General features: G+C 69.8%; 12 protein-coding genes and 1 pseudogene. 4 read left to right on the top strand and 9 right to left on the bottom strand.

Features of this window, described 5'->3' with window-relative positions; all coding sequences use genetic code 11:
• A pseudogene (locus B0293_RS44200) lies at positions 1–182 on the top strand (NUDIX hydrolase); the annotation flags it as partial.
• 698 nt (positions 183–880) lie between these two features.
• On the opposite strand, the gene B0293_RS06395 reads toward B0293_RS44200, so the two are convergent.
• The 3 genes from B0293_RS06395 to leuC all read right to left on the bottom strand — a co-directional run bounded on the left by B0293_RS06395 (position 881) and on the right by leuC (position 3,853).
• The gene (locus B0293_RS06395) at positions 881–1,546 is read right to left on the bottom strand and encodes an HU family DNA-binding protein (RefSeq protein ID WP_005158126.1); all 666 of its coding nucleotides are present in this window, start codon (positions 1,544–1,546) and stop codon (positions 881–883) included.
• 253 nt (positions 1,547–1,799) lie between these two features.
• Positions 1,800–2,402, bottom strand: coding sequence for a 3-isopropylmalate dehydratase small subunit (gene leuD, locus B0293_RS06390; protein WP_005158134.1), 603 nt, complete (start codon positions 2,400–2,402; stop codon positions 1,800–1,802).
• 32 nt (positions 2,403–2,434) lie between these two features.
• Entirely contained in the window at positions 2,435–3,853 is a 1,419-nt protein-coding gene (leuC, locus tag B0293_RS06385) for a 3-isopropylmalate dehydratase large subunit (protein WP_005158140.1), read from the bottom strand.
• 79 nt (positions 3,854–3,932) lie between these two features.
• Between leuC and B0293_RS06380 the strand changes: the two genes are divergently transcribed.
• Entirely contained in the window at positions 3,933–4,634 is a 702-nt protein-coding gene (locus B0293_RS06380; RefSeq protein ID WP_005158149.1) for an IclR family transcriptional regulator, read from the top strand.
• 79 nt (positions 4,635–4,713) lie between these two features.
• Here the strand turns inward: B0293_RS06380 and B0293_RS06375 are convergent, their stop codons facing one another.
• The 4 genes from B0293_RS06375 to B0293_RS06360 all read right to left on the bottom strand — a co-directional run bounded on the left by B0293_RS06375 (position 4,714) and on the right by B0293_RS06360 (position 8,277).
• The gene (locus B0293_RS06375) at positions 4,714–5,106 is read right to left on the bottom strand and encodes a hypothetical protein (protein ID WP_005158152.1); all 393 of its coding nucleotides are present in this window, start codon (positions 5,104–5,106) and stop codon (positions 4,714–4,716) included.
• 196 nt (positions 5,107–5,302) lie between these two features.
• On the bottom strand, positions 5,303–5,965 hold the full coding sequence (locus tag B0293_RS06370) for a winged helix-turn-helix domain-containing protein (RefSeq protein ID WP_005158154.1): 663 nt from the start codon (positions 5,963–5,965) through the stop codon (positions 5,303–5,305).
• 9 nt (positions 5,966–5,974) lie between these two features.
• Positions 5,975–7,624, bottom strand: coding sequence for a right-handed parallel beta-helix repeat-containing protein (locus B0293_RS06365; RefSeq protein ID WP_005158158.1), 1,650 nt, complete (start codon positions 7,622–7,624; stop codon positions 5,975–5,977).
• On the bottom strand, positions 7,624–8,277 hold the full coding sequence (locus B0293_RS06360) for a helix-turn-helix transcriptional regulator (protein ID WP_005158161.1): 654 nt from the start codon (positions 8,275–8,277) through the stop codon (positions 7,624–7,626). Before B0293_RS06360 ends, B0293_RS06365 begins: the two co-directional genes overlap by 1 nt.
• Before the next feature lie 160 nt (positions 8,278–8,437).
• Here B0293_RS06360 and B0293_RS06355 point away from each other — a divergent pair, with 160 nt between their 5' ends.
• Together B0293_RS06355 and B0293_RS06350 are read left to right on the top strand one after the other, a co-directional pair.
• Positions 8,438–9,103: a response regulator transcription factor gene (locus B0293_RS06355; RefSeq protein WP_209437292.1), complete on the top strand. Its 666-nt coding sequence runs from the start codon at positions 8,438–8,440 to the stop codon at positions 9,101–9,103.
• Positions 9,100–10,356, top strand: a complete 1,257-nt coding sequence (locus tag B0293_RS06350) for a sensor histidine kinase (protein ID WP_005158165.1) — start codon at positions 9,100–9,102, stop codon at positions 10,354–10,356. The genes B0293_RS06355 and B0293_RS06350 overlap by 4 nt, the downstream gene beginning before the upstream one ends.
• 49 nt (positions 10,357–10,405) lie before the next feature.
• Here the strand turns inward: B0293_RS06350 and B0293_RS06345 are convergent, their stop codons facing one another.
• Positions 10,406–10,846, bottom strand: a complete 441-nt coding sequence (locus B0293_RS06345; protein WP_005158167.1) for a hypothetical protein — start codon at positions 10,844–10,846, stop codon at positions 10,406–10,408.
• A 3-nt stretch (positions 10,847–10,849) separates the two neighbouring features.
• Entirely contained in the window at positions 10,850–14,515 is a 3,666-nt protein-coding gene (locus B0293_RS06340) for a WXG100-like domain-containing protein (RefSeq protein ID WP_005158169.1), read from the bottom strand.
• Positions 14,516–14,525: the final 10 nt, after the last annotated feature.

Below are 14,525 nucleotides of genomic sequence, written 5' to 3'. Positions count from 1 at the left end.
CCGCGCTGGCCGATCGCGACGGCGTCGACCTGCCCGCCGCGCGCGGCGGTGTGGTGCCGTCGAAGAAGGGTTCGTTCTGGGTGCTGTCCTTCCGGGCGCCGACCGAAGAGGACGGGCCGGTGCTGGTGGCGGCGGACTACTTCGCGTCGCCTTTGCCCACGCCGGCTCCGGCGCATCGCTGACGCTCTCGTTTCGCGTGAAGGCCCCCTTCCCTCGGTTGAGCCGAGGGAAGGGGGCCTTCACGCGCTTGGGGTAATGGGGGGAGTGAGCGGCGGGGGGAGGTGTCGCGAAAGTGGCTTTCGCGACATGCGATCTTACCGGACGGCGGCGTTGCGAAAGCCACTTTCGCAACGTTGAACGTTGTGAAAGTGGCTTTCGCAACGCTATCGACCGAGGCACGCGACCACCCCTGCCCACTCACCCGCACATGTTTTCGGCGCGACTCCCCCACGTGGGTGACGCGTCTACTCCGGCCGTGTAGCAGGGAAGCGGGGCCCGCCGGGTCCGAAGTGCCTGCGGGTAGGCGGATCCGCCGCAAAGTGAGTTCCGACACCGCCGCCGGGCGAGGGAGCCGAGCGGGGGCGCGGCGCGTTGTCCAGCGGCGACGGCCCGCCGCGGCCGACCGTCGCTCCACTGTGGAGGGCCGTCGGGCGATGCGCCATCGGGGTGAAGGCGCGGATCCACGAACAGCGGGCCACAAGCGCGGCGCATTCGTCCTCAGAGCGCCGTAGATCCGTTCCGGGGTGACCTTTCCCCGGCGATCACGTTCAAGGGCACCGAGGAGAAACGAGACGGCCGGAGCGCACTGCCGTCGAAAAATGCGGCAGGGCCCCGCGCCGTGCGCGGGGCCCTGCCGTTGGCTCACTCGTGAGGAGAGAGCTTACTTCTTCTTCGCGGCCGCCGAAGTCCGCTTGGCCGGAGCCTTCTTGGCGGGAGCCTTGGCGGCGGTCGCCTTGGCAGCCGGCTTCGCGGCGGCCTTGGTGGCGGTCGCCTTCTTGGCCGTGGTGGCGCGAGTCGTGGCCTTGGCCGCGGTCTTCGGCGCCGCCTTGGCGGCGGTCGTCTTGGCCGGTGCCTTGGTCGCGGTCGCCTTGGCGGCCGGCTTCGCGGCGGCGCGCGTCGTCGTGGCGGCGGCGCGGGTCCGCGTGGTCGTGGAACGCGTCGCGGCCGGGCGGCTGGCGGCCGTCCGGGTCGTCGTCGCGCGGGTGGCGGCGGCCCGAGTGGTCGTACCGGCGGTCGCGCGCTTCACAGCGGTGGCCTTCGGCAGCTTCTTCGAACCGCTGATGACGTCCTTGAAGGTCGTGCCGGCGCGGAACGCGGGCACGTTGGTCTTCTTGACGCGAACGGTCTCACCGGTGCGCGGGTTCCGCGCGGTACGGGCGGCGCGGGCGCGCTTCTCGAACACACCGAAGCCGGTGATGTTCACCTTCTCGCCCTTGTTGACCGTCCGGATGATGATGTCGACAAGGCCATCGACGGCCTCCGACGCGACCTTCTTGTCGCCCAGGCGCTCCGACAGCGCCTCGATCAGCTGGGCCTTGTTGGCCATTCCAGTCCTCCAAGAAGAACTACTTGTACACGGCCCCGTCGGCCGACTTAGCGCACACGGTATTACCAATGCAGCACAAATTCCAAACGACGCGCGGAAATTTCCCTTGTCTCGGGGGCTGTTCCGCCTCCCGAGGGACCCCTTGAGGGCCTCTCGAGGTGCCGTTCGGTGTGGTTTCGGGGCTGTCTTGGAGGACCCCGGCCGAGGTGCGGATTCCCTGCTCAGCAAGGGAATCCGCCCCCTTCGACCGCCCCTAGGAGGAGGCCGCCGGGAGGGTCACCGGCTTCCAGGAGGGGCGCTGGATCTCGAAAGTGTCGATCTCCTCCGCGTGGCGGAGTGTCAGGGCGATGTCATCGAGCCCTTCGAGGAGCCGCCAGCGGGTGTAGTCGTCGATCTGGAAGGGCGCGGTGAAGTCCTTGGCCCGTACCGTCTTCGACTCGAGGTCCACCGTGACCTCCGTCCCGGGCTCGTTTTCGAGCAGCTTCCACAGCAGTTCGACGTCCGCCTGCTCGACCTGAGCGGCGACGAGACCCTGCTTGCCCGAGTTACCGCGGAAGATGTCCGCGAACCGGGAGGAGATCACGGCGCGGAAGCCGTAGTCCATCAGGGCCCAGACCGCGTGCTCGCGGGAGGAACCGGTGCCGAAGTCCGGGCCCGCGACCAGGACCGACCCGCTTTTGAAGGGCTCGTGGTTGAGGATGAACGACTCGTCGGAGCGCCAGGCGGCGAAGAGCCCGTCCTCGAAGCCGGTGCGGCTCACGCGCTTGAGGTAGACCGCCGGGATGATCTGGTCAGTGTCCACGTTGGACCTGCGCAGCGGGACCCCGACGCCGGTGTGGTGGGTGAACGCGTCCATGGTTGGGAACTCCTTCGCGGATGTCAGCGATGTCAGCGAGCGGCGGCGGGCAGCAGGTCTTCGGGGCTGGACAGGGTTCCCCGCACGGCCGTGGCGGCCGCCACGAGTGGTGAGACCAGATGCGTCCGGCCGCCCTTGCCCTGCCTGCCTTCGAAGTTGCGGTTCGAGGTCGACGCGCTGCGCTCGCCCGGCTTGAGCTGGTCCGGGTTCATGCCGAGGCACATCGAACAGCCCGCCTGACGCCATTCCGCGCCCGCTTCGGTGAAGACCTGGTCCAGCCCTTCGGCTTCCGCCGCCTGGCGGACGCGCATCGAACCAGGGACGACCAGCATCCGGACCGAGTCGGCGACCTTGTGCCCGCGCAGGACGTCCGCGGCGGCCCTCAGATCCTCGATACGGCCATTCGTGCACGAGCCGAGGAAGACGGTGTCCACCGCGATCTCCCGCAGCGGCGTGCCCGGCTTCAGGTCCATATAGGACAGGGCCTTTTCAGCGGCGATGCGCTCGTTCTCGTCGCCGATGCGCTCCGGGTCGGGCACCTCGGCGCCCAGCGGGAGCCCCTGGCCCGGGTTCGTGCCCCAGGTCACGAAAGGCGTGAGCTCGTCGGCGTTCAGGCGCACCTCGGCGTCGAAGACGGCGTCGTCGTCCGTGCGGAGTTCGCGCCAGTTCTCGACGGCGGCGTCCCAGTCCGCGCCCCGCGGCGCGTGCGGACGGCCCTTCAGATACGCGAACGTCGTCTCGTCCGGTGCGATGAGCCCGGCGCGGGCGCCGGCTTCGATCGACATGTTGCAGACCGTCATCCGGGCTTCCATCGACAGGTTTTCGATGGCTTCGCCGCGGTATTCGAGGACGTAGCCCTGTCCGCCGCCGGTGCCGATCTTCGCGATCACCGCGAGGATGATGTCCTTCGCCGTGACGCCGGGGCGCAGGGCCCCGTCGACCGTGATCGCCATCGTCTTGAATGGACGGAGCGGCAGGGTCTGGGTCGCCATCACGTGTTCGACCTCGGACGTCCCGATCCCGAAGGCCATCGCGCCGAAGGCGCCGTGCGTCGAGGTGTGACTGTCGCCGCACACCACGGTCATCCCGGGCTGGGTCAGGCCCAGCTGCGGGCCGATGACGTGCACGATGCCCTGTTCGGCGTCGCCCATCGGGTGCAGCCGGACACCGAACTCCTTGCAGTTGGTGCGAAGGGTGTCGACCTGGGTCCGGGAAACGGGATCCGCGATCGGCAGCTCGATGTCGATCGTCGGGACGTTGTGGTCCTCGGTCGCGATGGTGAGGTCGGGCCGGCGCAGTTTCCGGCCCGCCAGGCGGAGTCCGTCGAACGCCTGCGGGCTGGTGACCTCGTGCAGCAGGTGGAGGTCGATGTAGAGCAGATCGGGCTCGGCCCCCTCGCCGCGCCGCACCAGGTGCGACTCCCACACTTTCTCGGCCAGTGTCCGGGGCATTTCCGGCTCCTCACATGCGGTGAAATCGGTACTTCCCACCATCTGGACATCTCAAACTTCGGGAAGATAGTATCGGCTTGTGGGACAGCATAGCGGTATCGGAGTACTCGACAAGGCCGTGGCCGTGCTTCAGGCCGTGGCCGAAGATCCTTGTGGCCTGGCGGAACTGTGCACGCGGACCGGTCTGCCGCGCGCGACGGCGCATCGGCTCGCGGTCGGCCTCGAGGTGCATCGCCTGTTGCGCCGCGGCCCCGACGGGCGCTGGCGGCCGGGGACCGCGCTCGCGGAACTGGCGGGCGGTTCGACCGATCCGCTGCTCGACGCGGCGAGTTCGGTGCTGCCGAAATTGCGCGACATCACCGGGGAAAGCGTTCAGCTCTACCGCCGCGACGGCGTCCAGCGCGTCTGCGTTTCGACCGCGGAGCCGCCCAGCGGTCTCCGTGACACGGTGCCGATCGGCTCCCGGCTGCCGATGACGGCGGGTTCCGGCGCGAAGGTGCTCGCCGCGTGGTCGGATCCGCACACGCAGCGGACGATCCTTTCCGAAGCCGTGTACGGGGAGCGCACCCTGCTCGAGGTCCGCCGCCGCGGCTGGGCCCAGAGCGTGGCGGAGCGGGAGCCCGGTGTGGCGAGTGTCTCGGCGCCGGTGCGGGATTCGACGGGCACCGTCGTCGCCGCGGTGTCGGTTTCCGGGCCCATCGAACGCATAGGGCGTAAGCCGGGGGCCCGCTGGGCCGCGGACCTGCTCGCCGCCGCGGACGCGCTCCAAGAGCGTCTCTGAGCCTCAAGACGGATGAAGGCCCCCTGCGGCGCAGGGGGCCTTCATCGTGTCCGGGACCGTCCTGAATGGACGCGCCGGATCAGAACTCGTCGGCCTTGGTCAGCTCGTGTTCGAGAGTGTCGGCACGCGTGACGAGGGACTTCAGCGGATGTTCGAACTCGTTCCGCAGGTTCAGGTCGACCAGCGGGATCGTGTGCTTGAGCAGGGCGACGCCGTCGACCACCGCCGCGCCGCCGACCGAGTCACCACCCGCAAGTTCGAGCAGGCGGCGCAGATCGATCTTGTCGGCCCAGCCGACCGGAGAGGAGATCTCCACCCACTCCGCGCCGTCGTGGTCGGGCAAGTGGTGCAAGGACACCTGCTGACCGCGGCCCTCCCCGGTGTCGACCCGGAACCGGAGCCAGCCGTCACGCTCTTCGAGCACTTCGTACCGCGCCCGGACGAAATTGATCACGCCTGCCCAGATGGACACCCTCGTCACCTCTCGGTTTCGCCACTTCGTGCGCTGTCGAGCATGGCACATCAGGAGCGGGTGCAGCCCGTGGGAGGGAGCTGAAGGGGACTTTCCCCGCGTCTCACGCGGCGAAGGGCGCTTTCACCACGTGACATGCGGGGAAAGTCCCCTTCGGCCGCTGTGGCTCAAGTGACGGTAGTGACGCGCGAGGCGGTCAAAGCGGCGCCATGCGGTAGCCCGATCCCCGCACGGTGTGGATCAGCGGCGGGTCCTTCAGCTTCCGCCGCAGCCGCGCGATCACGACGTCCAGCACGTTCGACGCCGGATCCGCCATCTCGTCCCACGCGTAGCGGATCAGCTCCCGCCGCGAGACCGGGCGCCCGGACGCGGCCATCAGCCGCTCCATGACGAGATACTCCTTGCGGGTCACGGTGAGCAGCACGCCCGCCCGCGCGATCTGGTGCCTGCCGGTGTCGAGTTCGACGTCGGCGCAACGCAGGATCACCGCCTGCCCGGCCATGTCGCGGCGGCACAGGCTGCGCACGCGCGCGATCAGTTCCGGCATCGCGAACGGTTTGACCAGGTAGTCGCCACCGCCGACACGCAGTCCGTCGATCCGGTCGGCGACACTGTCGCGCGCGGTCAGGAACAGCACCGGCAACGGCCATCCCGCGCTGCGCCGGTTACGCACGTACAGCAACGCGTCGCCCGAGGGCAGCATCCGGTCGAACACCGCGCAGTCGTAGGCGTTCACCATCAGCGCCTCGTCGGCGCCGGGCAGGTCGGCGGCGGTGTCCACCGCGAAACCGTCGCCGCGCAGGGCGAATTCCAACGCCACCCGCAGGTTTTCGTCGTCCTCGGTCACCAGCACCCGCACACTGGAACGTTATCGTGAGATGGCTGCCTCCACGTCGGCAACGTGCAACCCGCGCAGTTCTTCGACCGCGGGCATCCGGCCCAGCGTCCGCAAGCGTTGTGACTGGGCCGTGCGTGCCTTCTCGAACAGCAGGCGCGCGTCCCGCGCGTTGCCGAAGTTGACGTCGCCGGAAACGCGCCGGAAGTGGTCGGTGAGCACCGGGCCGGCGCCGGGGTCGAGTTCGTAGTCCCCCGCGGCCGCCATCCGCCCGAAGATCGCGAGCAGTTCGGCGGGGCTGTAGTTCTCGAACTCGATCGTCTTGCCGAAGCGGGACGCGAGACCGGGGTTGGCGGCGAGGAAGTCGACCATCTCGTCGGTGTACCCGGCCACGATCACCGCGACCTCGTCGCGATGTTCCTCCATCAGCGGGACCAGGGTGTCGATCGCCTCCTGGCCGAAGTCGCCGCCGGAACCGGCGAGCCGCGTGAGCGTGTACGCCTCGTCGATGAACAGGACGCCGCCTTTGGCCTCCTCGAACACGGTCGCGGTCTTCTCCGCGGTGTGCCCGATGTACTGCCCGACGAGATCGCGGCGCGACACCTCGCGGAACTCGCCGACCGGCAAGACTCCCAGCGCCTTCAGCAGTTTCCCGTAGATCCGCGCGACCGTCGTCTTCCCGGTGCCGGGCGCGCCCGCGAAGATCAGATGGTGCCCGGCGGCGCCGACCGGCAGCCCGGCCCGGCGGCGCCATTCGTTGACCTGCAACTCGTCGACCAGCGCGCGGACCTCTTCCTTGACCTCGGGAAGACCGATCATCGCGTCGAGTTCGGCGAGCATCTCGTCCAGCGCGCTGTCGCCGACGGCGGCGGGGTCCGCGATCTCGCTGACCGTCGGCGTCGCCCCTTCGGCGATCGCGATCCCGGGTTCGGCGGTGTTGCTGACCCGGCAGGCGGAGATCTCGCCACCGCAGCCGGACGCGAACGCGATCCCCGGCCCGCGGGTGTCGGTGACCGTGCACCGCTTGATCACCGGCACCCCGTGGTGCGCCACGGCTATCCCCTCGTGACCGGTGTGCGAGATCACGCAGCCCTCGATGACCGGCCGGGCGTACTGGTAGACGTACACGCCGCGCAGCCCGGATCCGGTCACCGTGCACCCGGTCACGACCGGATCGGCGCCCTGTCCGAGGGTGATCCCGTCCCCCGTCACGTCTTCGACGGTGGTGTCCTCGATCCTGCCGGGCGAACCGTCGACGAGGATCCCTTGCTCCGCCGCCGAGATCACGCTGCCGGTCACGGTGAACGCCGTCGTGCCGCGGATCGCGATCGCCGGCCCGTGCCCGCCGGAGACGGCGCAGCCGCGGACGGTCAGTTCCGTGTCGTGGGACTGGATCGCGGAAGCGCCGCCCGCCAGGATCTCGATCCCTTCGAGGACGAGCGCTCCGCCGGTGGTGCGGAAGACGGGCCGGTCGGCGCCCCTGCCGTCGACGACGACGGTGGCGCCGTCCGCCGCGGCCAGGGTCACCCGGAGGCCGGTCAGTTCGACGGTTTCCGCGTATTCGCCGCCCGCGATGGTGATGACGGCGTTGTCGGACGCCTCCGCCAAGGCGTCGCCGATGGTCGGATACGCGCCGGGCCGTCGTGCCACCAGCAGGACTCGGCCGGGGGTCGAGGTCGTCATCAGCCCGCCTTCGCCATCAGCCAGCCGCGGTCGACGGCCTTGGCGCCCGCCTGGAACCGGCTGCGGGCGCCGAGCCGGTTCATGATGTCGGCGACCATCCGACGCACGGTGCGCACCGAGACGCCGAGCCGCGCGGCGGCGGATTCGTCGGTCGTGCCGGAGAAGAGCAGCGTCAGCAGCTCCTGTTCGCGGCAGGTCAGGATCGAGGCGTTCTCGGGCTCCGGGAGGTCCAGCGGGACGAGCGGGGCGGCGGCCTGCCAGATCCGCTCGAACAGCCCGACCGTCGCGGTGACCACACCGGGCAGCCGGAACACCGCGGAACCGGCCTGCCTGCCGTCCGCGGGGAGGACGACCGAGGTCCGGTCGATCACCAGCGCGTCCATCGGGACCTCGGCGTCGGTCCGCACCTCGGCCCCGGCCCGCGAAAGCCGGTTGAGCGCGCCCGACATCCGCGCGGAGTCGGGGAAGAGCACCTTGTGGCGCACGCCGGGGCGCACGTTCGCGAGCGCGATCCGCTGGAACGCGGTGTCCGTTCCCGTGCTCATGACGAGCACCTCACCGGTCGCTTCCGCGAGCAGCTCGCCGAGCCCCGCCCGGTCGTTGGCCGGGCCCGTTCCCGTGACCAGGCTGAGCTGGCCGGTCTGCACGGTCATCGCAGGTACCTCCCTCTTCCCCCGGCGCGGTGCCGCCGACGACGTCCTGTTCATGCCAGTTCTCCGCCGTCCGGGCGGGCGAGGCCGTCCGACGCGTTAGCGTTCAGGGGCACCGCGGAACTGCACGCGTCCACTTTCGCTGTCCGAACATGAGGTTTTGATGACACGGGTGATGGTCGTCGAAGACGACGAGAATCTGCGGCTCGCGCTGGTCACGCAGCTGCGTTCGGCGGGTTTCGTCGTCGACGGCGCGGGAGACATCGCGACCGCGGACCGGCTGCTGCGCGGAACACATCACGACTGCGTGGTGCTGGACCGGATGCTGCCGGACGGCGACGCCATCGAATACGTCCACATGCGACGACAGCTGGGCTGGCGGGCGCCGGTGCTGTTCCTCACCGCCCGCGACGCGCTCGCCGACCGGGTGGCCGGGTTCGAACACGGCGGCGACGACTACCTCGTGAAGCCGTTCGTGATGGCCGAGCTCACCGAGCGGGTGGCGAACCTGTGCCGCCGGTCCGCGTTCGACCGGCCCTCGGTGCTGCACCACGAGGATCTGGTGATGGACTGCGCGCGGCGCGAAGTGCGCCGGGCGGGCGTGCTGCTCACCTTGACCAACAAGGAGTACGCGGTGCTCGAATACCTGCTGACCAGGGCCGGGCTGCCGGTGCAGCGGGCGGATCTGATCGAGCACTGCTGGGACGCGCAGGCCGATCCGATGTCCAATGTGGTCGATGTGGTGGTGAAGCGGTTGCGCCGCAAGCTGAAGGAACCCGAACTGATCCACGCCGTCCGCGGCCTCGGCTACCGGCTGGGCACGCGGTGAACACCCACTCCTCGGCCGATCGGCTGCGCAGGCTGCGCTGGACGCTGACCGCGTTGTTCACCGTGATGAACACCGCCGGGCTGGTCCTCTTCGCGTGGCTGCTCATCAGCGAAGACGGCGACCAGGGCGAAGAACGGATCGACGCCGCCCTGACCCAGGTCACGTCTTCGGTCAGCAGGCTGGTCGCCTTCGACGACGGCACCATCGGCTTCGGGCTGGTCAACACCGACGTGCTGAACGACCGCTGCCCGCAGTTCGCGATCCTGCCCGGCGGCGCGCCCGCGTTCCAGCCGCACTTTTCGCGGGCGACGTGTGTCCCGATGAGCACGCAGCTGCTGAACGACGTCGCCACCGAAGCCGTGCGAGGCGGCAAGCTGGTGCAGGGCCATCAGAAGGGCACCGACGGCGCCATGATCAAGGTCCGCGCCGAACCGTTGCGCGGCACCGACGGCAAGGCGTTCGCGGCCGTCGTCGCGGTGCAGCCCACCGGAGCCGAGGACGACGCGCACACGCGGTTCACACTGCTGGTGATCGGCGGCACCGTGCTGCTGGTCGCGGTCCTGGGATTCGCGGGCCATCTGCTGTCCGGCCGCTCGATCCGCCCCGCGGCCGCGGCCTTGCAACAGCAGGAAGTCCTGCTCGCCGAGACCGCGCACGACCTCCGCACCCCGGTCGCCGCCCTGCGCGCGCTCGCCGAAACCGCGATGACGAACCCCGCCCAGTCGGCGGAACTCCTGCCGAGGACCGTCCGCCTCGCCGCGCGGATGGGCGGGATCATCGACGACCTGCTCGTCCGCGCCCGGCTCGCCGCGGGCGTGGAACAGCTGAGCATCCAGCCGATCTGGCTCGACCAGCTGGTGGTGGGCGTGGTCGAGGACACCGCGACCGAGGGCGCCGAAGTCACCGTCACCGCCGCGCCGACGAAGGTCGACGGCGATCCCGCGCTGCTGCAACGCGCGATCGGCAACCTTCTCGACAACGCCGTGCGCTACGGCCGTCAGCCGGGCGCGAAGGCGTTCGTGCACCTGACCGTCGCCGGCGGCACCGTGACCGTCGCGGACCACGGCCCGGGTATCGACACCACGATGGCGGGCGACGCCTTCGACCGGTTCGCCAGCACCGGCGGGTCTTCCGGGCTCGGGCTGTCCATCGTGCGCTGGGTCGCCCAGTCGCACGGCGGCACGCTCGCGGTGTACAACGCCGACGAGGGCGGCGCGATCTTCGAACTGCGGTTCCCGGTCAGCGCTTCCTGACCGGGAACCTCGGGCCTCACTGGTTCTTCGCGCCGGAGGCGGCCAATCCTCAACTCCGGTTTTCCTGTTCACGCTCGAGTTCCGCGCCTTGGCCGAGCAGATCGCGCAGCCAGGGCGGGATGTGCGCTTCGTCGCGAGGGAAGGCTTCCAGATCACGGGTGAAGGCGGCCGGGTGCAGCGGTGGCCACCATTTCGGGTCCTCGTCGAAAGCGAACGAGAAACGCGGCGGCGCCCCGTCCTCCAGCACCAGCGTCGCCGAGAACCAGGTCCCACGATCCGCCTCGTACATCCGGGTGCGCAGTTCACGAAACCCACCGCGCACTTCGGCGGGCAGGTCGATGTCCCCGCTCCGCCCGTCGGCCAGCCGGACTTCCGTGGCGTAGTCGTAGGCCAGCACCGTCGCGGACACCGCCAGGCTGATCTTCGCCCAGCCGTCCGGCGCGGCCTCCGCCAGCGCGGACGCGATACCGGTCGTCAGCTCATCCGTCATTCGTCATTCGTCCGCTCCGTAGTGGGTGTCCGGGCCGTAATTGACCTTGGAAGGATCATTCGGGAAGTCTCGCTGCCTGGTCACCCTGGAGAGTTCGATCGGTTTCCCGTCGGGGCCGTGGACGACGTTGCCCTGGGCGTCGACCTGGTGCACCACCTCCTGCCAGCGCATCGTCGTGTTCTCCGGAATACCGTTGCTGCTGCCTTCCATCCGGACCTGATAGTTCTCGATCTTCTGGCCGGGCACGTCGGCGAACTTGCCGAGCTCCGCCTCTTGCGCCCGCCAGGACGCGTCATGGATCCAGCCGTCCCGGTAGTGGCCGCTGTTGGAAGCGGCCATCTGCGGATGCATGTTGACGTACTCGCCGGGGCCGCCCATCTCGTGCGCCGAGAAATGGCCACCCGCCCATCTCACATGGCTGAACAGCTTCTTGTACACGGGGTGGTTCTTGTAGGCCTTCGCCCCTTCTTTACCCGACCTGTTCTGCGACGCGTTGTCACGGAAGTCGTCGTGTTTCCCCTTGAAGACCGGGTCGCCGGTCATCGCGCTCGGCTTCCCGTTGGCACCGATTTCGAAGGTCCAATGCTTACTCGGGTCGTGGAAGTTGGGGACCCGATACTGCGTGTTGGGCTGCAGGGGATGGCGCAGATCAGGGTTGTGGAAAGGCTTCTTGTTCGCGAGCGTCGTCTCGACGTGAGTGACCCTGCCGTCGGCGTCGGTGAAGAACCGGCTGCTCGCGCCGTTCTTGTACCGGACGCCGTACTCGGCGTTCGCCGCCAGCGGCTTCTCCCCCCGCAGCGGCTGCGGGATCCCGTCCTTGTGCAGCTTGCGGTTCCTGGTGCGAGGTTCGACATCGTCGATGACCTTGGGCGAGCCGATCGGATCGTGACCGCCTGGTCGTTCCCTCGGCCCCTCGAACGCCGAGTCGTCCGGACGGTTCCAATCCGCGAACCGTTCGGAATACTCGGGTGAGTCCGGATGGATCGTCCGGGGTGCCGGCACCGGGTCGTAAGGCGGAGGACCAGCGTCATCGGGGACGTGCGCGTCCTCGTGCGGGGTGTGCTGATCCCCGGTGTCGTCACCATCGTGGTCGCGGTGGCCGCCTTCGTGCGGTCCGTCGCCGTCGGGATGTGCCCGCGCCGGTTCCGGGTTGATGGCGGAGTCGATGTCCCGCGGCGGCGGGGGCACGTCCTCGTCCGGAACGCGTGACGGCGGCACGTCGGGATCCGGGGTATGGGGCGGATCCGGGGTGCGGGGCGGATCCGGGGTATGGGGTGGGTCCACACGCTGCGGATGTTCGCCGCCCCGCATCGGGTGTTCCGGCCGCCGGCGGTGGGCGTTGTCGACTACCGGGTCGCCCGACAGGAACCGCGAACCGGGCCTGCGCGGCCCCGGTTCCGCCGCCGGATCCCACATGTTCGAACGATGCGTCCGGGGTCCGCGAGCGGGTGGCGGGTCGGCCGCTCCGCCCGCCGGTCGAGGCGTGGGATCCGGCTTGGGCTCGCGAGGTCCGGTGGGCGTCGGGTCGGGCGGCTCGGGTTTGGGCGGCTCGGGTTTGGGCGGAGGCGGCGTGTCCGGGTCCCCGGCAAGACGGGGTTTGCCCGCGTCGAGGTCCACGTCGACGAACGTGGTGTCGCGTTTCGGGGGAAGGCCGGGGTCGCCGTCCGGCAGGGAGTCCGTTGTGGACTTCTTCTCGGGTGTCTTCTCCTTGTCCTTCGGCGTCGGTTCCTTGGTCGGATGCGGCGTCGGCGGCTCGCTGCTGGGCGTGATGTGGTGCCCCAGGGCCATGTCCTCACCGACGTGCACCAGTCCGAGGACGCGGGCCGTGGTGTAGATCGCCTTCTGTGTCGGCGTCTTCGGCTGGACCGGGGCGGCCGTCGCCCACTCCTGCTGCGCTTTCCGGACGGTCTCGTCCTCGGGGAGCACCGTCGATTCGCGGGTGTCGGCCGGATCGACCCGGTCCGACATGCGGACTTCACCGGTCTCGGGGTTGATGGTGGCCCTCGGCTCGCCCGTGTCCCTCGCCCGATGCCCTGCCGCTTCGGGATCCCCCTCCGCGGTGTTGGTCCGCTCGTGATGGACGGGAGCCTCCTCGTGGCGCGCGGGAGCTTCGGAGGCGGCGGGGCGGGCGGCTTCGGACGGGTTCTCGGCGCGAGCCGGCGTCGTGCCCTCGTGTTCTCGGGCCGGGGCGGCGGGTGCCTCCTCGTTCGCTTTGGGGGCGGGAGAAGCCTGCTCGGGAACGTCCTTTCCGGACGTGTGCCGCGCGCCTTGCTCCATGGTCTCGCCGACGGAACCGGGCCGCGTCGAGGGTTCCGGGCGGGTCGCGGGTTCGGGGTGGGTCGAGGGCTCCGGAGTGGTGTCCGGAGTCCGCTCCTCCGGCGTCCGGGCGGGGCGCCGCTCGTCGGGAACGTGTTCCGGCGTCTTGTCGCCCGGCGGGCGGTTCGGCGGCCGCTCGGGCGGCGGACCGTCCGGTGTCCGGTCCCCCGGCGGATTCGTCGGCGGGGTGTCGTCCGGGGTACGCGGGGTGTGCGGCGGAGGCGGGGTGTCTCCGGCGTGCGCCGGAACCCCGGCCGGTGGGTGCCCGAGCCCCACCTTCGCGAGCAGCGAGTCGACGCCGGGGATCTTGCGGGCGGCCTTCGCGGCCAGTTCGGTGCCGGTGGGGATCTTCGTGATCGCCGTCCCGGCCTTTTCGGCGACACGGCCCACCGCGGCGACCGCGCTGACCTTGCTTCCCGCCGCCGCGGCACCGGCACCGCGGATCGCCGCGCCCGCGCCCTTCGTGCCGAGCACCGCGCTGGCGATGTTGAAGGTGGCCTTGCCCGCCGCCCGGGACGGATCCTCGCTCCAGGTGTCCCAGGCGACCATCGCCTTGCCCGCTTCTTTGAGCGTGTCGCCCATGGCACCGCGTTCGAAACCCGGGAGGCCGACGGTCTGGTCGAGATGCGCCAATGCCGGCGACGTGTAGGTCGCCACGGCCAGGCCGAATTGGCCCAGTCCCTTCCACGCTTGGCCGAACGTGGACCACGAGAAGTGCCTGTCGCTGTAGCCCGCCAACGCGGCGAAGCCCACGAACATCTCGACGGCACCCTCCCAGACACCGACGAAGAACTCGCCGATGTTCCCCCAGAAACCGTGCGATTTCGGCTTCTTGGGCTGCTTTGTCTCCCCACCCGCCGGTTTGCCGACCTTGGTCGCGAAGTCGTTCATCATCGTCGCGATCCCGTGAGCGACCTTGATGGCGAACACCGTCCGCGCGGCCCAGCTGGTGCACCGGCCGAAGAGCTCGTTGTTGTCGGAGATGTTCTTCCGGATGGCGTTCTTCGCCGAGACGACGAGTTCCCCGTATTCGCGGCAGGTCCCGGACAGGCCGTCCATCACGACCGCCATCTCCTTGATCCCCGTTTCGCCGAGCGAACCGTTGTTCATGGAGTGGATGGCGTAGTAGAGCTCGAATCCGGCGGCGTCGGTCCAGACCTTGCGCAGCTCACCGGCTGCGTTGTCGGAAAGCTGGACGGCGTCGCGCAACGCCTTCGCGGATTCCGTCCACGCCGTCGCGAGGTTCCCGGCGGCGGTCTCGCTGTCCAGGGGCCACAGGGCTTCCTTGGGCTGCCCGCCGTTCTGGACCACCCAGTTCCAGAGATCCCCGTCCGGTTCGACGATGTCGGTCATGGCCGCGGCG

Origin of the sequence: Amycolatopsis azurea DSM 43854 (genome assembly GCF_001995215.1) — a bacterium.
Taxonomy (GTDB): domain Bacteria; phylum Actinomycetota; class Actinomycetes; order Mycobacteriales; family Pseudonocardiaceae; genus Amycolatopsis; species Amycolatopsis azurea.
Note: the sequence above shows the minus strand (reverse complement) of the source record. Positions and strands in the feature narration are given on the sequence as shown.